The sequence below is a fragment of the Pedobacter sp. genome (assembly GCF_031119335.1).
Lineage (GTDB): Bacteria > Bacteroidota > Bacteroidia > Sphingobacteriales > Sphingobacteriaceae > Pedobacter.
Genome location: NZ_JAVHXT010000008.1, coordinates 20,068 through 43,687, shown reverse-complemented (window position 1 = coordinate 43,687; position 23,620 = coordinate 20,068). Strand labels below are relative to the sequence as shown.

The 23,620-nt window shown below is 37.5% G+C and carries 21 protein-coding genes; 6 read left to right on the top strand and 15 right to left on the bottom strand.

From position 1 onward, the window contains the following. Window positions 1-62 precede the first annotated feature (62 nt). Window positions 63-962 (top strand): alpha/beta hydrolase, encoded by a 900-nt coding sequence (locus REI64_RS10340; RefSeq protein ID WP_308850043.1) that lies wholly within the window; start codon window positions 63-65, stop codon window positions 960-962. Between the two features lie 50 nt (window positions 963-1,012). On the opposite strand, the gene REI64_RS18305 is transcribed toward REI64_RS10340, so the two are convergent. After that, window positions 1,013-1,216, bottom strand: a complete 204-nt coding sequence (locus tag REI64_RS18305; RefSeq protein WP_375141995.1) for a type II toxin-antitoxin system YafQ family toxin — start codon at window positions 1,214-1,216, stop codon at window positions 1,013-1,015. Window positions 1,217-1,615: 399 nt separating this feature from the next. Here REI64_RS18305 and pheS point away from each other — a divergent pair, with 399 nt between their 5' ends. From pheS to REI64_RS10315, 5 genes are all read left to right on the top strand, one after another. After that, window positions 1,616-2,656: a phenylalanine--tRNA ligase subunit alpha gene (gene pheS, locus REI64_RS10335; RefSeq protein WP_308850042.1), complete on the top strand. Its 1,041-nt coding sequence runs from the start codon at window positions 1,616-1,618 to the stop codon at window positions 2,654-2,656. 3 nt (window positions 2,657-2,659) lie between these two features. Continuing rightward, entirely contained in the window at window positions 2,660-3,061 is a 402-nt protein-coding gene (locus REI64_RS10330) for a hypothetical protein (RefSeq protein WP_308850041.1), read from the top strand. Next, complete coding sequence (locus REI64_RS10325) at window positions 3,061-3,636, top strand: helix-turn-helix domain-containing protein (protein WP_308850040.1); 576 nt, start codon at window positions 3,061-3,063, stop codon at window positions 3,634-3,636. Before REI64_RS10330 ends, REI64_RS10325 begins: the two co-directional genes overlap by 1 nt. A gap of 478 nt (window positions 3,637-4,114) precedes the next feature. Next, window positions 4,115-4,678 carry a sigma-70 family RNA polymerase sigma factor gene (locus REI64_RS10320; RefSeq protein WP_308850039.1) on the top strand — a complete coding sequence of 188 codons (564 nt, stop codon included), beginning with the start codon at window positions 4,115-4,117 and terminating at the stop codon, window positions 4,676-4,678. After that, a complete protein-coding gene (locus tag REI64_RS10315; RefSeq protein ID WP_308850038.1) occupies window positions 4,671-5,399 on the top strand; it encodes a hypothetical protein in 729 nt (242 codons plus the stop codon). Before REI64_RS10320 ends, REI64_RS10315 begins: the two co-directional genes overlap by 8 nt. 2 nt (window positions 5,400-5,401) lie before the next feature. Here the strand turns inward: REI64_RS10315 and REI64_RS10310 are convergent, their stop codons facing one another. The 14 genes from REI64_RS10310 to REI64_RS10245 form a co-directional block, all read right to left on the bottom strand. After that, entirely contained in the window at window positions 5,402-7,522 is a 2,121-nt protein-coding gene (locus REI64_RS10310; RefSeq protein ID WP_308850037.1) for an outer membrane beta-barrel protein, read from the bottom strand. A gap of 14 nt (window positions 7,523-7,536) precedes the next feature. Further along, window positions 7,537-7,983, bottom strand: a complete 447-nt coding sequence (locus REI64_RS10305; RefSeq protein ID WP_308850036.1) for a hypothetical protein — start codon at window positions 7,981-7,983, stop codon at window positions 7,537-7,539. Between the two features lie 328 nt (window positions 7,984-8,311). Then, window positions 8,312-8,584: a chitin binding domain-containing protein gene (locus REI64_RS10300; protein ID WP_308850035.1), complete on the bottom strand. Its 273-nt coding sequence runs from the start codon at window positions 8,582-8,584 to the stop codon at window positions 8,312-8,314. Window positions 8,585-8,624: 40 nt separating this feature from the next. Further along, window positions 8,625-9,716: a DUF1573 domain-containing protein gene (locus REI64_RS10295; RefSeq protein ID WP_308850034.1), complete on the bottom strand. Its 1,092-nt coding sequence runs from the start codon at window positions 9,714-9,716 to the stop codon at window positions 8,625-8,627. A gap of 135 nt (window positions 9,717-9,851) precedes the next feature. Beyond that, a complete protein-coding gene (locus tag REI64_RS10290) occupies window positions 9,852-10,022 on the bottom strand; it encodes a helix-turn-helix transcriptional regulator (RefSeq protein ID WP_308850033.1) in 171 nt (56 codons plus the stop codon). A gap of 106 nt (window positions 10,023-10,128) precedes the next feature. Beyond that, the gene (locus REI64_RS10285; RefSeq protein WP_308850032.1) at window positions 10,129-11,268 is read right to left on the bottom strand and encodes a thioredoxin family protein; all 1,140 of its coding nucleotides are present in this window, start codon (window positions 11,266-11,268) and stop codon (window positions 10,129-10,131) included. A 9-nt stretch (window positions 11,269-11,277) separates the two neighbouring features. Next, the gene (locus REI64_RS10280) at window positions 11,278-12,459 is read right to left on the bottom strand and encodes a retropepsin-like aspartic protease (protein ID WP_308850031.1); all 1,182 of its coding nucleotides are present in this window, start codon (window positions 12,457-12,459) and stop codon (window positions 11,278-11,280) included. 10 nt (window positions 12,460-12,469) lie between these two features. Further along, a complete protein-coding gene (locus tag REI64_RS10275; RefSeq protein ID WP_308850030.1) occupies window positions 12,470-13,657 on the bottom strand; it encodes a TlpA disulfide reductase family protein in 1,188 nt (395 codons plus the stop codon). A 66-nt stretch (window positions 13,658-13,723) separates the two neighbouring features. Continuing rightward, the gene (locus tag REI64_RS10270) at window positions 13,724-15,115 is read right to left on the bottom strand and encodes a TlpA disulfide reductase family protein (RefSeq protein ID WP_308850029.1); all 1,392 of its coding nucleotides are present in this window, start codon (window positions 15,113-15,115) and stop codon (window positions 13,724-13,726) included. Between the two features lie 66 nt (window positions 15,116-15,181). Next, window positions 15,182-16,729: a PKD-like family lipoprotein gene (locus tag REI64_RS10265; RefSeq protein WP_308850028.1), complete on the bottom strand. Its 1,548-nt coding sequence runs from the start codon at window positions 16,727-16,729 to the stop codon at window positions 15,182-15,184. 14 nt (window positions 16,730-16,743) lie between these two features. Then, window positions 16,744-17,517, bottom strand: a complete 774-nt coding sequence (locus REI64_RS10260; protein ID WP_308850027.1) for a DUF4843 domain-containing protein — start codon at window positions 17,515-17,517, stop codon at window positions 16,744-16,746. A 17-nt stretch (window positions 17,518-17,534) separates the two neighbouring features. Next, window positions 17,535-18,974, bottom strand: a complete 1,440-nt coding sequence (locus REI64_RS10255; protein ID WP_308850026.1) for a RagB/SusD family nutrient uptake outer membrane protein — start codon at window positions 18,972-18,974, stop codon at window positions 17,535-17,537. A gap of 10 nt (window positions 18,975-18,984) precedes the next feature. Further along, window positions 18,985-22,362 carry a SusC/RagA family TonB-linked outer membrane protein gene (locus tag REI64_RS10250; protein ID WP_308850025.1) on the bottom strand — a complete coding sequence of 1,126 codons (3,378 nt, stop codon included), beginning with the start codon at window positions 22,360-22,362 and terminating at the stop codon, window positions 18,985-18,987. 125 nt (window positions 22,363-22,487) lie between these two features. Beyond that, on the bottom strand, window positions 22,488-23,615 hold the full coding sequence (locus REI64_RS10245) for a FecR family protein (RefSeq protein WP_308850024.1): 1,128 nt from the start codon (window positions 23,613-23,615) through the stop codon (window positions 22,488-22,490). Between the last annotated feature and the right edge of the window lie 5 nt (window positions 23,616-23,620).

The window sequence follows — 23,620 nt, the reverse complement described above, 5'->3', positions numbered from 1 at the left end:
TTTAAATATCGAAATAATTTAAGCTATTGCTCCGTTTGATTTGTAGTCAATAAAATAATAAAATGAAAATTATCCTGCGAAGTGTATTTGTTGTTTTTTTATCGGTATTAATTACCTCTTGTAAGAAATCTAACAAAGAACAATTGGAAGCTAAAACAATGATGAATGTAAGTTATGGTACCAGCGCCTTGCAGAATATGGATGTCTATTTACCAGCAAACAGAACTACGGAAACTAAAACAGTAGTATTTATACATGGAGGCAGCTTTATAGGTGGAGATAAAAGTGATTATACTGCAATTGTAACGGAATTGGTTAAAAGAAATTTTGCCGTAGTAAATGTCAATTATCGTTTGGTAGATGGGAGTGATTTGCACATTCGTAAACGTAGTGCCGTTTTGGTTAGCAATCAGGTTGACGATGTGAGTTCAGCAGTGGATTATGTGATCGCTAATGCAGGCGAATGGCAAATAAGTTCGAGCAGAATAGCCGTTGTTGGGCATAGCGCAGGAGCAACTTTGGGTTTGCTTTACAGTTACGGTGCTAAAAATACGGGTAAGGTTAAAGTGGCGGTGAATTTAGCGGGAGCTTTAGATCAAACGTTCACCGATATTCCAAATTATCAGAACTTGCCAGCACAACTGTTTGAAATTGGTTACCGATACACCGGTTACGAGGTTAACGTTGCCAACGAGCAGTATTATAAAGCGATAAGTCCTTTGTATGTAGCAAATACCAATCAGAAAATCCCAACCTTAAACGTTTTTCCTCAAAATAATGTAGTTGCGGGATTACCAAAGCAAGACAGGGCAACTTTTGATGCTTTTACCGCTAAGTTAAATCAGGTAGCAGTGCCAAATAAGTTTGTACAAATTCCAGGTGCCGATCATAGTTTCACTACAGTAGGAAGTATTCAATTGGTGTTTGTGGAGTTATTGGCTTACTTGAATGCGAATTTGTAGATTAAAAGAGATCGGAGTGGCTGCCTAAACGGATAAGCTTAATTTGCGCCTCAGCGGTTAATATGGCATTCCCAGTTGTCTTTGTAATTTCCAGATAATTTATGTGCCTTGTATTTTTTGTCGAGCCCGCTAGCGCCTTTTAATGCAAGTTCGTTCTCAATGAAATTGGCGACTAGGGCAAAATCTTTTGTCGAGCGTTTTTTGACGAGTTTTAAATCTTTGATAAATTTATTTGTATAATCTATCGTGTACATCAAATTTTCTCAAAAAAAGCTTTGAAATCTGTTATGCGTGTCGTTTTGCCACTTCTAGCGTCTTCGATAGCCTTAATCGTTTCCTTATTAGGTAGGTGATTTTCTTTTTTATTCTTGGGCGCTTTCAACGCTCTCAACCTTTACATCAAGCTCTTTTAAAAGCTTTTTAATAAAATCAGCTTTGCTGTCTGGTATATGAACGGTTAATGTTGTCATAGCTTTTGTATTAATTAACAATATTTAGCGCTTGGTTTTTGACTTTGCTACTTATGGTATTTATTTCAACTTCCAATAACCAAAACCAACTCTCGGTTCATTTTACGTATTTATTCTATGACTAACTTGGTTTTTGAACTCGCTTTGACAAAAACATAAGATAAAATCGTGTATATTTGGCACATGTTACAAGACCAAATAACGCAGTACACCGAGGAAATTAATGCGTTTTCTACCACTAATGCAGCAGAGCTGGAACAATTTAGAATCCGTTTCTTAGGTACCAAAGGCATCATTAAAGATATTTTTGATGAATTTAAGGCGGTTTCTCCAGAAGAGAAAAGAACTTTAGGTAAAGTGCTGAACCAATTTAAACAATTGGCAGAAGCTAAATACCAAACGTTAAATGAAACTATTTCCGCTTCTCAAGATACTGCAGAAGGCAATCAATTAGACCTAACACTTCCGGGTGAAGGTTTTGAATTGGGTACGCGTCATCCATTGGCAATTGTAAGAAGAGAAATCATAGAAATCTTCAATAAATTGGGTTTTAGCGTTGCCGAAGGTCCTGAAATTGAAGACGATTGGCACAATTTCTCTGCTTTAAACTTCCCAGAAGAACACCCAGCAAGAGATATGCAAGATACGTTCTTCATCAAAAAAGGGGGAGAAAAAGGTGACATCGCTTTGCGTACGCACACATCCTCGGTACAGGTGCGAATGATGGAAGCTGGTCAGCCACCATTTAGAGCCTTAATGCCAGGTCGTGTGTACCGTAACGAAGCCATTTCTGCAAGAGCGCACTGCTTTTTCCATCAAGTAGAAGGTTTGTATGTAGACGAGAAAGTTTCATTTGCAGATTTGAAACAAACCTTGTTCTATTTCGTTCAAGAGTTATATGGAGAAGGTACCAAGGTACGTTTCCGGCCATCATACTTTCCGTTTACAGAGCCAAGCGCCGAGATGGATATTTCTTGCAGTATCTGTAAAGGTGCTGGTTGCCAAATGTGCAAAGGCAGTGGTTGGGTAGAAATTTTAGGCTGCGGAATGGTAGATCCTAATGTGTTGGAAAATTGTGGTATCGACAGTAAAAAATATAGCGGTTTTGCGTTCGGAATGGGTATTGAACGTATCGCTAACCTTAAATTCGAAATTAAAGATTTACGCTTGTTCTCTGAGAACGATGTACGTTTCTTAAAACAATATCAATCGGCTACAATATAAAGAATGAGAAAAATATTGGGCATAGCATTAGTTTTTCTGCTTTTTACATCTTGTGGAAAGGAAGAAAACTTTGTGCCCGATTATCCTGTAACTCATAACGTCACCATTGTTGAATTTGGGATTACTGCAACTAATAACGTTTTATTGGTGCCAAATAAAGGCGTAGCTGGTTTAATGATTGTTAAAACTTTCAATGGATATGTAGCTTTTGATCGTTGTAGCACGGTTAATCCAGAAAAAGCTTGTGCAGTAGAGCCTGAGGATAATGGGATTACCGCTATCGATCCGTGCACTGGAGCTAAATTCTTATTGCTAGATGGTAGTCCACAAAAATCACCTGCAAAAATTGCACTGAAAAGATATAGTGTTGCCATAGCTGGCGGTACTATACAAGTTAGAAATTAATGGAACCAGAAAAAATAAAAGAAAGTATACTTAGAGCTGCCAAAGAGCTGTTTAGGAAGTATGGTTATCACAAAACCAGTGTTAACGAAATTGCTAAGAAGGCACGCATTGCAAAAGCTACGATCTATAAATATTTCGAAAGCAAAGAGCAGATACTCGATTTTATTTTGATGGATTATCTAGATGTGAACCTTCACGGAATTTTATCTAACAAAGCGCAATTTACCAGCGAAGAAGAACATTTAAAGGCATTGGTGATGAAAACCTGCCGCTTGTCTTTCACGGTTTGCAACGAATTTATAGGTTGGGATTTTGTTCGTGAAAACGCAAACTCTCAGGAGTTTTTAAAACATCTGTCAGACCAATTAGAGGCGCTTTTATTATCTGCCTACCTAGAGTTAGATCACTTTAAGAATAACCCTGCTAAACGTGGCGGATTGGCATTTTTGCTGAAGGCTAGTAAAAGCATCGTTTTCTCTTTCGCTTTTACCTCTGTAAGCGATGCCGATGTACGCAAAAACTTTGTAACCTTTCAAAAAGAGATTTTGCCGTATTTGGTTAAAGCGGCCTTGTAATCTGATTAATTGAAATCAGGAAAGCAGTTTTTCTGCTGCTAGGTTGCGATAGCCCCGTTATTCGCTAAACCGATAAAATCGGTACCGCTGCTACCGGGTTTATTTTGCAAGTGTTGTGCACAGGTTTAAGTGTGCTAAACCCAATTGAGCGGATTAGCCCGCATCCCGATTTTATCCTATCGTGTGGACACAAATATTAGCAAATGTCAATTTCCTCCCCCTGCCCCCTCGGAGAGGGGGATATGCAAAATGCTGAGGCACAGTGTGTCCCCCTTTGGAGAGTTTACTCCGATTTTCGGAGGGGATTCAAGGGGGAGGAACGAGATGTGTCCACACGATAGGATTTTATCGGGGGAGGACTATGAGCGAAACTGGGACTATTGGTTGCTTGTGTTTCTGTCAGTGCTTTTCTAATAATAAATCAAAACTTTTTTAGTTTCCCGCAATAAATTCTACTTTTAGGTAAATCAACCCGTAGATGACCAAAAAAGTACATGAAGACCAACGTTATGTGACTGCGCTGCTGAACAATGAGGTAGCTTTGGTAAACGAAATTTATAAGAAATGTGCGGGAAAGGTAAAGTCGTTCGTTTTGTTTAACAATGGCAGTGCCGACGATGCCGCAGATATTTTTCAGGAGGCTTTGGTAGATATTTACAACCAGGCTAAATACAAGAATTTAGAGCTTACCTGTCCATTTGAGCCATTTTTGCTGTTGGTTTGTAAACGCAAGTGGCTTAACGAATTGAAAAAAAAATCGATAAGCCCGGTAACAAAAAGCGAAGACGATTTATTACATATTGGCGAGGATACATTTGAACAGGCCGAAGTTTTGGAAGCGCAAAAGGAACAGTCGGCATTATTTTTAAAGGCCTTTGAAAAACTGGGCGAACGCTGTAAGGAAATCATTAGATGGAGCATGAAAGGCGAAGCGCAGGAAAAAGTAGCGGAAGCTTTGGGCGTTACGTATGGTTATTTGAGAAAAAAGAAATCGGAATGTATGGCGAGCTTGGTTAAATTAATCGATAGAAAAAATGACTGAGGACAAAATTTTATGGACTGCTCAATATGTGGAGGGAGATTTGGACGAAGCTGAACGCTTGGAGTTCGAAAACCTATTGACGCAAGATGAGGAGTTAAAGCAATATCTGGCAGATTATTACGATATCCATAGCAGTTTGCAAATGGAACTTTCGGACGATGCTGGACGAAATGCTTTGCTGGGCACTTTGCAAACCTTAAATAGGGAACAGTTCGCTGCCGAGCAACCAAAGGTAGTGAAGTTAAGCGATTACCTGCGTTGGGTTTCGGGCGTGGCTGCGGTTTTGGTGTTGGGTATGTTAATTTGGGCACCGTGGAAAGGCGATTTGTACGAGCAATATAACACTGCCCCTCAAATGAGTGTTGCCGAACGTGGCGCAGAAGTAAGCGAATTGGATAAGGCAGCGGCGTTGTTTAACGCTAAAAAATATAACGAAGCAAAGGTTGCTTTAGAGAAACTGAACACTACCGACCCCGCAAATGCAATGGTGGCTTATTATTACGGGGTAAGTTTGTTAGAAACCAATGAGGTTGCTAAAGGTAGGTTGTTGTTAGAAGATTTGTTTAAAGGCCAATCGGTTTATAAATACGATGCGGCTTATGCCATGGCCATGAGTTATTTGAAAGAGGATAAAAAAGCAGATACCAAGTTTTGGTTAGAGAAAATTCCTGATGGGGCGGTGCAGTATGAGAAGGCGCAAAAGTTGTTGAGGAAGTTGTAGGCCTATATATCATCTTTAGTGATTTGTTTACCCGGAACGTTAGCTCGTTTGGTTACCTTTCCAAAAGAATAGCTTACGTTTAGGCTTCCCAATATTCTTCTACTACGGCTTTTGGTGTAAGCTTCGTAGCCATTTGCATCTACCCAATTGTAATTGTTGAAGTAAGGCTGGTGAAAATTGTTAACGCTCAGGTTGAAATTAACTTTTCCGATGTTAGAAGCCACACTAAAGCCCGAATTAAATTGCGCCTTTGTTTTAGATTGGAAACTACCACCGCCCGTTAAACCAAAGTTGGTGCCTAAGCGTATGTTGGGTAGCGGCGTGTACGATAGGCGTATACCATTGCCCCATCTGTAGGCGTTGGTTTTTTCTTGCTCGGTTACTTTAAAGTAGTTAAAAATGTTGTTACTATACAGTTGAACCGTAAAACGTGGAAACAGGTAAAAATTTAATGATAAATTGGCGGTGTAGTCGTTGCGTTTGGCCAAATTACGATAGGTTCTCATCCTGATATTTCCATCTGTAGTTTGGTAGCTAGAGATAGCATCTGCAACGTTTTCATATTCGGTGGTAAGAATAATACTTACCGATTTAACACTTGTAGTGTAAATGTTGGATAAAAGCAAAGATTTTGAAGGCTTTAAGAATGGGTTTCCCACGGTTTGAAAGTTGGAAGTGTTAAACTGGGCACCGTAATCTACCACGTTAGACATGCTGCTTAACTCTGGGCGGCGCTGGCTGTATTTGGCCTCGAAACGCAAGTTACCCACTTTTAATGTTTTAAAAAGAGATAGGTAAGGCGAAAAAGTGCTAAAGCGAAAATTGTCTCGGCCTTTTATACTTGAAATATAGTCGCTGCTGTAATCTTGCTTAAGAACAGCTCTTACAGAGAAATCTTTAAAGCTTTTATCCCAACTGGCTAATATAGCAGCATAATTGTAGGCGATATGATTTTCTTGTAGAATTTCATCTCTATTGCCATTAGCATCTGTTTGATAGTTATAACCGTAATTGTCTTGATTTTCTCTGTGAAAATACCGGGCTACCACCTCGAAACCGCCTAATTTTTGATGGGTGTACTCGTAGCCAACCAAACCAAAAATATTCGATTTTTTGTTCTGGTTGGTACTGGTGTAAATGCTATTTGGTATAAAGGGGCTAAGTAAAGATTGGGCGTGGGCATCGGTTATTTGCTCAAACTGGCTGTTGTCGTATTCTAAACTAATATCAAACCTTTTTGTTTGTTCTGTTTTAGCTTTAGGCTTATAAACATAGCTTAGCTTGCTACTATAGCTAGGACTTTGCCAAAAGCCAGTACTGTTTTCTAATGAGGTATTAGCCTCATTTTTTAGCGCACCTGCTTGGTATTGGCGTAGGTACGTGTTTACTTTATACAGCGTGTTCCTAAAATTAGAACTCACAGAGGCATTAATGGTGTTTTGGGAATTAACAAAATAACTATCGCTTAAACTGAGGCTGCCGCTACCCATTTTCAAGCCTTCATTTTCCACATTTCTGATATCGTTGGTTTGGGTTTGGGCAAACTTGGTATCTATATAGCTTGTGGTATTAGGCGCATACTGCAACATGCCCATAATGTTAATATTTAGCAGGTGTTTTTGCTTGCTTATGCTTAACCCACTCATTAACATGCTGTTATTGGTGCCTGTATTGCCTCCTATATTACCAAAGTAACCTTCATCGTATTTTGGAGCTACAAAGCTCAATGTGGGCCCTTCTGTTTTAAGGTTGTAGAGGTTAAGCTCTATTTTAGTGTAGGCATTATGTGTATTGCCCGTGTTTAAACTATTAGCTATTTGTTGGTCAAACCCTGCAACGTTAACGCCATCTCGCATGAGGCTTAGCTGCCTGCCCATGTAGCTAATGGTATTGCTGTTAACTTCTATACCAGGTATATGGCTTAAAATTTCGGCAAGGGTAAGTAGTTTATAATCTGGTATTTTGGTGATATCTAAGATAGCCCCTTTGGCACTTTCTTTTAATGGTTTCCTGCTGCCTTTAACGGTTACGGTATTTAGCTCAATGGGTTTTTTCTCTTGGGCATTTAATATGGTAGACCATAAAAGTAAACTGAGGAAAATAAGGCAGAAGTATTTGTCCATAAAGGTGTGGAAAATTATTTTGCCTTATTTACATAAATCTTTATAGTATCTTTTACCTCTTTTTTAGAAGGAAAAACTATTGCGCCATTGTTTAAAGCTATATATACTGTTTTATTTCTGAAAGGATTTTGAGGGTCATTGGCATTAGGATTTATATCTATTGTTACTTTGTTGTAGTAATTGCTGTTTCGCATCCCAAACTTTACATATCCTTTTTCGTCTGATTTTCCAGCGCCTAATGCGGTAACTTTTTTATAGAAGGTAACGTAACGATTGGCGATCGGTGTTTTAGTTTCTGCATCTATTAGTTGTATATATTTGGTATAGAGTTTATCGTTTGTTGCGGCACCTCCTCCACCTTTTGCATAAGCTTTCGCCGCATCTCTGTTTAAATCTGTCTGAGCTTTTAGAATATTTGCATATACGCAAATCAACATAAATCCAATTATTTTAATTTTCATAACTTTCCATCGTTTTATTTAAAAATTCTTAATCTTATATTCGAAGATTAAGAAAACTGCTTAAATTTCTAATTTTAAAATATACGTCTTGCTGTTGGATAAGAGTTACGGTAAGTATAAAACTCCTAGCTTGTCAAGACCACTCGTTACAGGATGTTTCTAAGAGCCTAGCGTCACGGAAGGGGTTTTTTATTAAAATTAGAGATTTAAGCAATTTCTAAGAATAATTTATCTGTTTCTTTTTTGCTATTTAAACTAATTAAGTTATCCTTAATTATTCCTGTATTTGGGATTTAAATGTCCCATGTTAGCTTCAATAATATCATTCTTAAAGTGTGAAAATATCGCAAGGAGATAACCATGGAAAAACACAACTTTGAGATTCCGGATCATACCATAGGTCATCAGGACATTCATAAGCATATAGAACTAATGATGAACTGTAGGCAGCATGAGAACAGATATAAAATACACTACAACTCACTGGACTTGGAAAATATTTTCCCCATTCATTTTCAAGGCATGGTACATCCGTTTCAACTTGAGCATTTAACGTAGTTACCGTCATTAATAACAGTAGAGATAAAAATGTTTTTTTCATAATATTTTATTTTAAGAGTTATAAATAAAGAATTCAAAAACTAGTTTCCTAAAACTACACCTTTAATGGCAAGTTCCAGGGGAGAGTTGATGGCGTTAGTGGTAACATAAATTATTTGTGTAAACTCACCGGATTTGGTAGCAGAAAAGTTAACTGTTAATACACCAGTTTCTTTAGGTTTAATTCCCTTTTCGGGATAACTGGCTAAGGTACAATTACAGCTGGTGTAGGGTTTTTTAAATAAAAGTGTTTCTCTGCCCAGGTTGGTAATCTTAAAGCTTACGGTTCTCTTCTCGCCAAATTTTACCTGCCCTAACTGTTGTTCGGTTTCGCCAATAGCTATATATGGCTCGCTATAAATATCGTAGTTGGGGTTTACAATATATTTAAGTTCAGTACGTAAGTTGGCATTAAAATATAAGGAAGTAGGGTCGTTAAATGACAAAGCTAATGTAGCAGATTTTCTACTCTGTATGGTATCTTTTTTAACCGTGTAATATCTAGCCAGTAAGTGGTTGTTAAAAAAAGTAGGGTAGGCGGCAATACTGGTTTTTAAAGCGGGTTCTATTTTATCAAAATTTTCTTTTTGCTTGGTACGAAATTGCGTCCAATACAATTGTGCCTTATAGCTATTTTCTACATAGCTTAAAAGTTTGCTGGCGGGCATATTGGTTTCGGCACCAGGTTGGTAATGCTTGTCTACCCATTTTTCGCCTTTTAAGGTGTTGGCTATATAGGTTTCCATTTCCTTTTTATTAATGGCGCCCATTTCTATTCCTATTAGCGACATATTATTGTTAAAGAATAAAAAGATAGGGAAACTGCCGCGGTTCAATAGTCTGGCCAGCCAGCGGTTGCCCATGCTGTTTTCGTCTATGCGCTGCAGTACAAAATTGCTGTAAACCTTTTCTGCGTAGGCTTCGTCTTTCATTAAATCTACCTCAAAAAGTTCGCACATGCTGCAGCCTTCTTTGTTAGAGATAAGAATAAGTCCTTTTTGTTGGGCTTTAGCACTGTCTATACCGCTGGTAATAGATGTGTTTCTTAAAAAGCTTTGCTTGCTAGCTTTGTTTTCTTTACAAGCGATAAGGCCTAGTAAAGGCAATAGGAGTAATAGCGATAATTTCTTCATAGGTTAAATGGTTAATATAAATTTAAGCATAGCAAATTTGATTGTCAATAGACATTGTCTATCAAATGTTTATGCTGAATTGTTGAAGAAATTTTCTAACAATCGTTTCTCACTAATTTTAAACGCATGTGCTATTTATTGTATATGTGCTAGTGTAATTTTGGTATGCCCGTTTTCTATTAAGCAATAGGCATTTTGCGAGATGTTCATCAAGTTTGCCATACACAATTGGGAGAGTTCTTTATCTCTTCTTACTTTTCGCACATAATTTGCAAAAGCTTGGTTGTTGAGTTCGTTATTTTTCATTTTAGCTTAGATGAAATAAAGGAGCCGGCAAAACATCCGACCCCTTCTTAATTAACTATTAATTACCTAAACCTCTAGCAACATCCATTGCTAAATTTCTTTCGTCTTATTTGGAAGTTTGCTTTAAGCTTTCTTCCATGTCTTTAAAAGGCATTTCATATTTCTTGGCTCTATTAATAGCCATTTGTATAAATTTTTTGTAACCTTCGTTATTGCCAATGCGTTTATTAAGGTAAGCTGCATTTTTAATGATCTCCATACTGCTGTTTTCGTTAATAATGGTATCTGCCCATTGTAACAACAGCTCGGCAGTTTCTCCTTTTATTTGCTTTTTAACAGTCATGGCGTTTACTAATGCGCTGAAATGATATTGGTATAGCACAGGGTTTTTAATGGCAAAATGTAGGTAGGCGGTGGTGTCTTTCTTCATTTCTAAATAAAACTTGGTGCCCAAGGTTTGTAGGTTAATTTTCCAGCGTTCGGTAGGAAATTTAGTTTGATATTGAGCTAAGAAATTCTCAAAATCTGCTTTGGTGCTCGAAGCATTGATACTGTTTTGCATTGCAGAAGTAAGCACACGGTCTAACACAGGTTGTAGTACTTCTTCTCCGTAAAGATAGGCGTAAGTTGTATAGTCTTTCAGTATTTCTGTAGTTACTTTATCATTTGTATTACGCGAAATGAGAAAAGGTAGTAAGCTATTTTTTGCCTTAAAATCTGACAATTTATCGGCATATTCTTTTAAGTCTTGTTGCGTTACGCCTTTTCTGGTTTTGGCAAATTCTGGGTAAAATGTAGGGTAGTCGTTAACGTTATAATTAGCTGAGTAGCCTGCATGGTATATTCCTTTATCGGCACGTTTTTTCGCATTGTTCAAAAAACTTATTAAATCACCTGGATCTTTAAAGCCAGAAATAGCCGATACTAAATAACCTTTGCTATTTAATACCAAAAAAGTAGGGAAACCATTTAAAATATGCTGTACTTTCAAGGTGTCTCCTAGTTTCTCGGTAAATACGTTTACTTTTAGCATTACGAAGTTTTTCTCCATGAGCTTGCTTACGGCAGCATTTGGGAAAACTTCATTATCCATTTGTTCGCATGGTAGGCAGCCCGTAAAATAGGTGTCTACAAAAACCAGTTTATTTTCTTTTTTGGCTTGGTTTAAAGCCTTGTCTAATGCACTTTGCGCAAAGCTAGTAGCAGTAAATACGGCCGCTAGTAATATCATTACAAATCTTTTCATCACAAAGTGTTATTGTTTAGGGTAGGTAGCCGTTAACTGTTTGTTGTTGTCTACATAGCTTATTTTTAGCTCGGTATTACGAGGCAATGCTTTTAACTGCTCTATCTTACTAGCGTCGGCCAGCATTGCTTTTGCGGTAATACCATTAATTGAATTTATTTTTGTACCGGTGGGCAAAGAAACTTCATTATCGAATATTACCCTCACGTGTCCAGTTATTTCTAACTCGCCCTTTAAATTAAAGGCCATAAGATATGGTGATAAGTTAAAACCAAGAGGGTAATTTAAACTGTGGTTGGGCATAAAATAGATCTCATTTTTTTGGCGGTTAATGGTGAAATTGTATCTGGAAATAATACCCATGCCAATAGAACCATCAAAACCAGGGTTCCAATCTTCGTTTTGCCCACCGCCGGCCATCAAAGTAATTGGCATGTTTTTAAGCGGTTGTGTGTTGGCAAATGAAAAGCTGCTGGCTTTACCGTTAAAAGTAGGAGAGGAAACGCCCATGCTCACTGTAGATGCATGGTAGTCTGACTTGAAACCACTAATAAGTAGTTTGTTCTTTTTAACAAATGGCCTAAAGCAGATAAGGTTGTAAGAGGCGCCCGTATCAAAAACAAAGTTGCCCACGTGAGTTTTACCAGCTACAATTTCCACATTTCCTGGAATGATGAAAAGTCCATCTGGAATAGTGATTGGAATTACAGTACTGCCTTTTTCGGGTTGGTAGTTTTCGAATTCGTAAAGAGATAGCTCATATTTATTGAAATCTACCTTGGTTACATAGCGTTTAGTCATGGTGTTGCCAATTAGACCATCCAAACCTTTGTCTAGTTTTGGAAATATAGCTATACCTTGGTTTTTAAGTACAAAGCCATTTTCCATGTGGATGTCGTTGCCATCAGAAACATCAATTTTCATAGAGCCACCTACTACCGAAGCGTTATTGTTGCGGGTTACTTTTAAACCGATAGAGTCTGCTGTGGTTTTAGCAACTGCCATGCCATCGGCTCCTGTGTCAAAAAGCAAACGAAGTGTTTTACTATTGTCGTTAATTTTCACTTTAAGCACAATAGAGCCACGTATTATTTCGAAAGGAATGGTTGTTACAAGCTTAGATTGTGCTTGTAGTAATGTTATGCTGCCAACGCAAAGTGCAAGCATTGCCATATATTTTTTTAAGTTCATTTTGTTGGTTTTAGTGTCCGTAAATTTTTTCTAATGCTTTATCTATATCATCTGTTGCACTGGCGCTTATTCTGAGTAAGATTTTGCCTTCTTTGTCTACCAATATTTTAGTAGGAAAAGCCATTACGCCGTAGTCTTTTACAATGTTTTGCTGCTCAATACCGTCCATGTTTAAGATATGAACCCAGTTAATTTGGTCTTCTTCAATAGCTTTTAACCAAGCCGCTTTGGCTTCATCTAATGTTTTTGCCCTCTCGTGTGCAATGGCGATAATTTCAAAGCCATCTTTTTTGTATTTTTTGTAAAGCTCTTTTAAATGAGGATGACTGGCTCTACAAGGGCCACACCAACTGCCCCAAAAATCGAGTAATACTGTTTTGCCTTTGTAATCTGCCAAACGAATGGTTTTTCCGTCTTTGTCTTTCCGTTCGAAAGTTTTTGCTGGGGTACCAGCTAAGGTTACGCTTACTTCTTTTATGTAGTTAGCTATACTTTTGGTATCGGGATGTGTTTTGTATTTTTCTGGTACTTTATTCCAGTTTTTTATGAAATCTTCTGCCGTGTAAAGGTTTTGCATTCTAGTAAGCAGATAAATTGTTGCAAATGCATTTGGATTTTTACTTACATACTCCCTTTGTGCTTGTATATGCCTTTTTTGTAGGATAGTAAGCTCTGCTTCTAAGCTATCTTTGTTGCCAATAAGTGCTTCTTGATGATAATTGTTTTGGAACAGGTTTTTGTGGATTAAATAGCTTCGTGTTTCATTAACACGTGTAGCTTTCTTAAAGTCCTCGAAACGATTGTTTTCTTCGTCGCCTTTGATACTGGCAAATTGAACAAGCAAAGCATCGCCATTAACACTTATTGGTTTGTTATAAACGAATAGATTTAAACTTGGGGCAGGACTACCTATGCTCTGTTTGCCTACTTTTGCCGATAAATCTCTCCTCAAAGAAATGTCTAGCCTAGCGATAACAGGTATTGTTTGTTTAGGTACTGTTAGCGAAAAATTGTTGCCTTTAGCTGTGGTTCTAAAATATTTGTTGGCGCCATTTTCATCCTTAAAGCTAATATAAACCACATGGTTATTAAGGTCTTTTAAGGTTCCAGAGATTTGTATGCTGTCTTGTTGTGCAATGGCATAACCAGAAATAAAAGACAAAGCAGTGACTATACACCATTTTTTGAATGTGTTCATACAATTTTTTAAATGAAAAGATTTCCCAAGCAGTTTATTGCTGCTTGGGAAGATTAGAAGTGTTTTTTATTTAGCCGCTTCAGCAAATAATAATTCTTTCAATTTAGGATCTGATGGACGTGGAGCATCTATGCTTACAATCTTTCCGTTTTTATCAAACACTAAGAAACGAGGGATGGTATTTACTTTGTAGTATTTGGAGAATTCATTATCTGCTCCCGCATATAATTGCATGCCTCCCAATCCTTCATCTTTAATCATTTTTAGCCATTTTTCCTTATCCTTTTCAGAATCTGTAGAAATACTTACAATCTGTATAGGCTTGCCTTCTACATCTTTTTCCAATTGTTTTAGGTGTGGAAATTCTGCTTTGCAAGGACCGCACCAAGTGGCCCAAACGTCAACTAAAACAACTTTGCCTTTTAAGCTTGCAAACGAAACCTGTTTGCCCTCTTTGTCTGGATAGGTAAATTGAAGGCCATCTGTGCCAGCTTTATAAGTGAGTAATGGCGTAATTAAAGCATTATCTTTTTCTTTTTGAGCCTTGGTTAATAGAAAGTTGCCGTATTGGTTGGCAATAGCTTTGTAATCAGCGTAGTTTTTATACATAGCTAAGTTTTCCAATACTAAATCGCCTTTTAAGGTATCATTAGCAATATATGGAAGCGATAATGCCAATCCTTCTGCTCCAGTTTTGTATTTTTTATCATCTAAGCGCATGTTTAAACGAGCTGCCGCTGATAGCACTCTTTGTCCCCAAGGATAATTGTAGATTTTTTGGGTATTTTTAGAGATATCCGTTGCCTTAATTGTAGCGTAAAAATCGCTTAACTCTTCGGTGCTAGGGTGCGCTGAACGTGGCGTATTCAGGAAATTGGTAGCATAGTTAATTAAATCGAGCTGCATGATATCTTTTAGGGCTCTATCAAATTTTGGATTGCCCGAAACCTTGCCATTGGTGAATGTTTTAGCCTTGGCAACAATAGTTTCTTGTTGCGGGAAATAATCCATAAATGTGCTGAATGTTTTCATGAAGTTTACAGCCTTCATATATAGCGGAGGGGTTAAATCGTCCCATTGTTTTAAAATGATGTTTTCCTTCGAGTTTAAATTTCCTTTCAAGGTATAAGTGGTATCGGCTATGCTCACTTCTAGTTGATCGCCAGGTTTAAAGTAGAATTTGAGATTTTCATTAGGGCTCATTTCGTTGCCAGTACCAAGTACATAAAGGCCTTCGTAATCTGGGTAGAATAGAAAGCCAAACTTTTTATTGGTATTGATATTTGCCGTAGCCATTTCTACAGTTTTACCATCAACTACTTTAAATAGTTTTACTGTTTTACGGAAAGGACGATCTACATCCCCTTTAATTTGGACAGGCTTGGTGCTGGTTTGTGCAAAGCCTATACTGCCTGCCAGCGTAATGCTTAATGCTGTTGCTAAAATTTTTTTAATCATGATTTCAAGTTTTGTTTTGTGTGGTTGTGTTTTATTAGAAGGGAAGTGTTAGCCACTTCCCTTTAGCTAAAATGATGGATTGTGTGTGCTTTCTGATGCTGCTGGAGAGATGTAAATAGCTTCTCTGGCTATTCCAGTACCTTCCAATGTAAAATCAGGAGTAGCATTTAAGCTACCTGATGATTTGCTGAACATACGAACCTTGTAATTTGCTCCAACCTTAGAGCCTATCATTACATAATTGTAGGCGTATCCTGTTTCGGTTGCTTTTTTATGGCGCATAAATGTTAATTCTTCGCCAGCTGGCAGCGTAAACTCTAATTTTTCGAACTTATTAGCTAGGTTACGGCTCCAAATTTCGTTGCCAACAACAAAATACATCATACTTTCGTCACCAAAGAGCAAAGTGTGCATAGTTGCATTATAAAGCTTATCTGCTACGGTTAATGGGGTTTGTATAATTTTTAATTTGAAACCACTGTAGCCAGAAATTTCTGCTAAATTTTTTATAGCTGGGTTTGTCTTATCTTGAAAAATAGCATAACCAAGTGTGCCAACTATTCCTGGCGCTGCTGGATATCCCATTGATTTTGTGCCCATATATAGCAGTTTCTGGTTATTGTTGCTTGCAGGAAGGGTGGTAGTGGCATCGTCACCAACAACAGCCATTGGGCCAGAGCCTTGAGACATAGAAACAAAAGAACTGGTTATTTCGTCGAACAAATAGGGGTCTACTAAGCCAGGTATACCAGGTAAAAAGTATTTTGAGAGATTGTAGTTGGTGTTATTGGCATCTTTCATTATCCTTGCGCTAAACTGCCCAAAATTAGACCCCATGTTGTAAATGCTGTGCACCTGACCATCATTTACCAGATAATAAGCAGTTCCACTTACGAACAAGGCACTTGGGCTTTTAACGCTAGGAGTTCCAATAAAGATGCTGTTAAAATCTTTAATTTTTCGTAGCGTGTTCACATAAGTTGCAGCAATGTCTTTATCTGTTACTAAAAATAATGTTCTGGTGTTTCCATTAACACCGGTTACGTTAGATTTATAACTACTTAAGAAACTTAACATATTGACTTTTCCTGGTGCCTTTGCACCGTTAATGGTACTGTAAATATTTTCACGTTTACCATTAGGAATTATGTTAGTTGGTGTTAGAAACAAATCTAGGTCTGCTTGGCTACCATCGTCTTTTGCCACATACCATCCTCTTGTGAATTCGGTAACAACGTTAATGTCACTTTTGAAATGCTGGGCATATCCAGTTTTCTTATTTGTTACTCTGTACACCAAAACCCATCCTTTCGCTGCTTGTTTTACTGCATAGTTCAAGTTTTTAGTTTTAGCCAAGGTATCTAATTTTGGGGCATAGCCTTGTACGTTGGTTTCATAAATGCCCCAAAGGTATTCTAATTGGGCACTAGGGTCTGTTGAGGTCACTTCTGGGTTAATAACCAAATTTTCCTTTTCCGATATAACAGTGTAACTTGTTGCTATACCTTTTACTTCTACTTCTTCCTTGGGGTTGTAGTCGTAATTGCCTTTATCTTTGGCACAAGAACTAATAAGTGCCATGAACGCTATAATTGGTACAATTAAATTTTTCATCGTTTTTGATTTGATTAAGGGAAAACTATAAGGTCACCAAATTCGTCTTTGAGTGGCGCAGTTGGATTTGCCGCATTGTAATTAATAAGGGCTGTTTTTGCTACGGTTCTGTAGTAGTCGATGAGGTTACCTCCAGCGTACATTTCATCTATAAAAATAGAGTCCCATTTATCACCCGTTGTATTAATAAGGAAGGCATGCTTAGTAACACTGTATTTTCCAAAGTAGTATTGCGTAAAATGTGCATTCCATGAGGATGGTTGGCTTAACCTATCGGTAAATTCTAACTTGCGCCAAATATTGCTTGGCTCACCTAAGCTAAAGCTTCCATCGGCTACTATACTAAATTTCAGTTTGGGTGTAGTGGTTTTTAGGCTTGGATCTCTAAGTATTATAATGGGTACTCTTGTATGTACAGTTCCAGCTTTAATGACGTAGTGTTTTGCAACCTTCGGATCATTAAATGGAACAAAATGAGTTCCCGAAATTGCATTAGTAGCATTGGCAATTTGATCTTGACGCAGCGTAAACGCCCTGTCCGTATTTTTTGTGCCGCCTATGGCGTAGATATCAAAAAAGACGGTATCCTGCTTTATAGAGGCATCTTCATAATAAAAAGTATACATTTTTAATGTATCTGCCAAGTTATAGCTAGTGGTATAAATTCGGCTTGGTTCTGGTCCAAATTGTAATCTAGCGATATCGTTATATAGATAATATTGGTCTTGTTTGCATGCAAAAAAAGCTACTGTCGCTAATGCTGCCAATATGTATTTTAAATTCTTCATCTTGTTATTAGGTTAAGTTAAAGAGCTTCGGTTGTAGGCACGGGTACCACATAATTTACTGTGGCAGTAGATGGAACAAATAGAAAACTGCCTTTCGGTGCATTTGTACGTTTATAGGCATAAAAACCTTGTCCCTCAGCATAAAACTCTTTCCGATATTCTTTGATGATTTCCGTTTGTAGAGCACCGGCATTTGCAGGTATAGCCAATTGGCCGATATTTCTAGAGACCCTAAATTGCCTAAAATACTCAAGCCCTTCTGCAAAAGGTGCGGCTTCTGCTGCAATGAGGTACATTTCGCTTAATCTCACAATAGGTATTTGTTTATTGTCGCCAATTTCTGTTACTAAATATTTTTTGGTAACATATGCTTTACTTGCATTTGGCAATGTTAAAAGTTCCCATAAATTACTTTCTCTAATATCTGTTCCGGTTGTGCCAAAAAGTTGTCCTGTAATAGTAGTAATTGCGGTTCCTTTCTTTAACGATCCAGAAGGATAGAGTGATGTGTATTTGGTGTACATGGCGAAATCATAAAGTCCAAAAATATGTTCTTTGACAAGTAAGAAATCTTTATTAGTAGTCATATCGGCCGCAGATCCAAGATTGAATTTACTAGACGCATCACTGTTTTTCGCATCGATAACTAATTTTGCAGCTTCATACGCCTTCGTATTGTCATTAAACCAGAGGTAAGCTCTTGCTTGTATCGCCTTAATTGCAAAATAATTCATCCGCAAGTAACGGTATGCAAAATAGGTGTCTTGTGGATTATAGCCTGAACTAATACCCGGTGTCCTAAGCTGTGCAATAGAGTATTGTGTAATAGGGTCTATGTTCTTTACCAATGCTTCTGCATCTGTTAAATCCTTATACAAGGCATCTTTAAATGCGGTAAAGCTTAATTTTGCATTTGGAGCAGTAGACAAAGTAGTAACATAGGGCAAAATAGGTTGTGCTGTAGTAACAGTTGGCACTGGTCCAAACAAACGCAGCATATCTAAATGTAAATGTGCTCTTAGTGCTAAAGATTCGCTTTTTATTAATTCGTACAGACCAGGAGTTTTAAAAACATCTTTTTTTGCGTCAATTTGACCTAGTATGGCGTTAATACTCCCGATGGTTTTAAACTGTTGTGCCCAAATTCGTTGAAAGCTTGTTTCTACTCCAGCATCAGCATAATTGAATAATCCTAACCGCTGTTCTGTGCTGTTTGTGGTAATATCCCAACTCGAGCTAAGGTATTCTATAGTGCTTTGTGTAAGCGCTGCTCCATAAGTACTATCGCTACGCATTTGGATGTAAACTCCAGTTAATGCATCTTTAAATCCACCTTCGGTAGTAAATAGCACGTGTTGTGGCATTTGTGTTTTTGGATTTACTGTTAAGTATTTTTTGCAGGAAAAAAATATGATACTTACAAAAACACCTATCAAAATTAAAATAGTTCTTTTCATTGCTTTTAGTTTAAAATGTAGCATTAAGACTTAATGAAAATTGTCTTGAAAAAGGATAAGTTGTGCCTCGCTCTCTTCTTACGGTAGATAAATACATTGGTTCTGCGGCATTTGCTGTTATATTTAAGCTTTCTAATCTCAATTTTTGTAAAAATGCCTTGTTAGATACGTTATATTGAAAATTGATATTTTGTAAAACCAACGTATTTTCATCTTGTACAAAGCGTGAAGATTTGTAAGTAGGGGTGGTTACTAATAAACCTTTAAAAGCTGCAATATCTCCTAGATTTTGCCAACGACTATAATACACTCTAGAATCGACGTTAAATTTGTAACTAGCTAATTCTACTCGGTCTACTAAAGTTTTATTGTACTGTTGACCACCTACAGTGTATCTGAACGATGCGTTGATAGAAAAGTCTTTGTAACGAAGCATACTGCTGAAATTTCCAAAGATCTTTGGATCTGTAGTTCCTACAGCAACAATATCTGATGCTTTCCAAGTGTATGTTGGTAGACCATCTTTACCTAAATAAAGCTCTTTACCTGTACTTGGGTCTATACCCAAAGAAGGTACTACCCATATAGCGTTGCTAGAGTAACCTTCCATATAAATAGTTCCAGGTAGGATTGTGCCATTTAAAGTTGCGGCTTGCGCATCTTTTAGTGCTTTTGACGTTTCTAAGATTTTATTTTTATTGTGTAAAACAGCACCAGAAATACTCCATGTAAAAGATTTAGGGTTGTTTAAGATAAAACCAGTAGCCTTAATTTCATACCCGCTGTTACGTAGGCGTCCAATATTGTCTACATAACTGTTAAAGCCATTTGAAGCTGGTACGTTTACTGATGAAACCAAATCTTCGGTAGTTTCTACGTAATAGTCTGCCGTTAAGCGGACGCGTCTGTTTAAAAATTCAGCATCTGCACCGATATTGTATTTTTTAGTTTGCTGCCATTGCAGATCTTCATTGCCCAACCCTAATAAATATGCGCCCATCCAATTAAAATAACGTTGGTCGGTGTAATATCTATAGGTAGATAATGCTTGGTAAGCTCTAAAGTTCTGCGCTCCAGTTGTACCAACAGAACCTCTAAGTTTTAAGCGGTTGATATACTTGTTGTTTGCTAAGAATTTTTCGTTATGCAAGTTCCATCCAATACCTGCCGACCAAAAAGGGGCAAAGCGTTTTTTACTCCCAAATTGAGAAGATCCATCTATACGAGCAGAGAAGTCTACAAAATATTTATTATCAAAAATATAGTTGACGTTTCCTGTTATACCGATAGCACGTGTAAGCGATTCATCACCTCTAGGTTTCCTATCTTTGGCATATTGTAGAGCCATGGCCATAAAATCGAAATTCGCATTCGGAAAACCTTCTGCTAAGAATTCTGAGAATGTCCTTTTGTTTTGGCGTATGTTATAGTCCGCTCCTGCGGTAATAAGATGTTTTGCATTAATGAGTTTATTATAAGCCAAGTTGATAGAACCATCATAACCATAATAGTTGGTAACACCATATTTATAATCTCCCTTCCTAAATATGTCTAGAGGGCCGTAATCTGCAAATGCGGTATGTTCTGCTGGTCTAAAAACATCATTTTGTATTGTTCCTTTAGTTAGTCCTATTTGGGCTCTTAAAACCAAATCCTTAACTAAGTTCCACTCCACCATGGTATTGTTAACTAATTCATTGGTATTACTCTTATCAAAAGTATTTAAAGTAGCATTATACAATGGATTGGTTGGTAGGGTCGGTATCCAATATCCTGTATAGTCAAAGTTTCCTGGGTCTCCTAAAAACTTCAGTGCGTTTCCGGCGGCGTCATAAGGTCTCCAATATGGATTTAATCTTACGTACTCATTAAATTCTCCATATGGAGATTCTTTTGAGTTGCTTTGCTGAATTTGTAAGTTATTTCTAAATCTTAAATTTTTGTAGGTATACGCAAGCGTGATGTTACCGTTAAACGTGCGACGGAAAGATTCTTTCATTACACCCTGAATGTCGTTTAACTGACCAGAAGCTGAATATCTAAAAGCATTGTCACCGCCTTCTACTTTAAGGAAATGTCTTTGCCCCACACCATTACGTAATGGTTGTGCCATCCAATCTGTTTCTACACCGCTATTTACCTCGTTTAGTAAGAAATTGTAATATCTTTTTAATGGCAGGTCGCTTTCTGCTCTAACATTGTTATAATACCCTGCTATACGTTCCAATTCCAATTTATCTGCAGCCTTTAACAAGCTATAATCCGTTAAATCTGGAGCCTCAAAATTCACATCAGATCTTAACGTAAGCCTTAATTTCCCAGGTTTAGGTGTTTTTGTAGTGATAATAATAACGCCGTTAGAGCCCCTTGAACCGTACATTGCAGTTGCAGCAGCATCCTTTAGTATAGTTATTGATTCTACTTCGTTCTCATTCATGTCATATAGCTTCTGTAAGGTAGATTGAAAACCATCTAAAATGATTAAAGGTGTGTTCAATTCTGCTCTGGTTTGATCTTGCAGTTCTCCAACATTAGGTATACTTGAGTTGCCTCTAATCTGTATTTCTGGCAATCTATTAGGATTAGAACCGAAGGCGTTACTTTCTATAATATTAAATGCAGGGTCTATATTACGAAGCGAAGTGATGAGGTTTCTATTACCATTTTGTGCTAATTCTTCAGCGGTTACAGTAGTAGATGCGCCTGTAAAACTTTCAGTTGATTTTTTAAAAAGGCCGGTATTAATAACCTTAACTTCGTTTAATGCGCTTTCGCTCATCACCATTTTAACAGATAAAGGCAGTCTTTTTCCTTTTAATATTACTTCTAGCGACTGGTAGCCTAAATAGCTTACAATAAGCGTTTGTTCATCCGTAGCCGAAATCATGAAATTACCATTGGCATCTGTTATTGCAATTGGGGCTGCTGGCATTCCCTTTACCCTAATTGATGCTCCAGGTATCGGGCTATTTCTTTCATCTACTACTTTACCAGTGATAGTTTTTTGCATTGCAGCTACAACTTCCGAATTGTTATTGTACCGTAGCACAATTGCTTTCTGATCAATAGTGTAAGTTAGCGGCTGGTCTTTGAAGCTTAATTTTAAAACCTCTTCTACACTAGCATTTTTTACATTAATAGACACTGGTCTAGTGTTTTTCAGCATGTTGTTGCTGTAGAAAAAATCGTAACCGCTTTGCTTCCTTATTTTTTGTAGAACGCTTTCTAATGAGGCCGATTTCTCATTGATGGTAATTTGTGCAAAGCTAGCAGCACTGCTCTGTAGAATTACCGTTGTTAAGACGATTAAGGTCAGTTTCAATTTTAACAGAATTCTGGCATATAAACGGCTATTACAACCGTTTTTAAATGTCATGTGAAAATTCATACATTTGTTTGTGTTTAGGTGTTTGTTAGTTGGTTAAGTCAAAATTTTCTGCAAAGCCTAAATACTTATCCAGGGGTGTTGCGACCACCACTGGATTTTTTTTTGGCTAAGCTTTAGGGTAAAAGTTACGGTGTCACAGTAATCCTCCTTCCTTCTACTTTAAAGTTTACCATTTTTGTTAGCTCCATTATTTTTAACACTTGTTTGATGTTGATATTTCGAGAAATCCGACCCGAAAACTTCAGTTCTGCTAAATTAGTGGGATAAGAAAACTCTACATCATACCATCTCGATAGCTGTCTCGTGATACTGCCCAGATCCTCATCGTCAAAAAAGAAATCATTACTTACCCAGTCTATTGCGTTTTCGGCATCAAATAGTCTTACCATAATATTTCCACTAATTAGTTTGGCCTGGTTGTTAGGGCTAAGTAATTTCTGATTACCTGCAGCGTTAATCCTTACACTGCCTTCTAACAAAGTGGTGGTTGTGCTTTGCTCGTCGCTATAAGCATTGATATTAAAGTGAGTGCCTAATACTTCTACGGTTTGCTGCTCGGTAATTACCTTAAACGGTTGATTTTCTTTATGTGCCACTTCAAAATAGCCTTCGCCAGTAAGTTCAACAACACGTTCTTTACCAATAAATGCTGTTGGGTATTTTAAGCTCGATTTCGAGTTCAGCCAAACTATCGTACCATCGCTTAAAGTAACGTTATAATATCCACCTGCCGGAATATTCAACGTGTTCCATGCAACTGTTTTAGCTGCTTCGTCATGATTGTAGAAAATCTTTCCATCATCAGTTTTAACGATCCTAGTTCCATTTTCATCACCAAGTATGCCGTTACTCATCTTGTTAAGGTCAATTTTCGAACCATCTGCCAAGGTAAGGGTCGCTTTATTTCCGCCAGGAACAATCTGCTCTAGTTTTGCAGTTTCATAAACTGATTTTAATTTATCCTTTTGGGTAACATAATAGCCTAATGAAACAGACAATACCACCGCTGCAGCAACAGCAATGCGTTTAATTAATATTGATGGAAATAGTTTAATGGTTTTAGTAGCTACTTCTTGATGCACTGGCAAGTTGTTCCATATTTTTTCTTTTGCAGCTTCAACTTCTTCTGCCGAAATATCAAAGTCTATCACTTCCTGCTCTAAATACCAAGTATGCAGTATGGCTAGCTCTTCCTCCGTACATTTGCCATTAGCATATTTGTCTAGCAGTATTTTTGCTTCTGTTTTATTCATAGTAG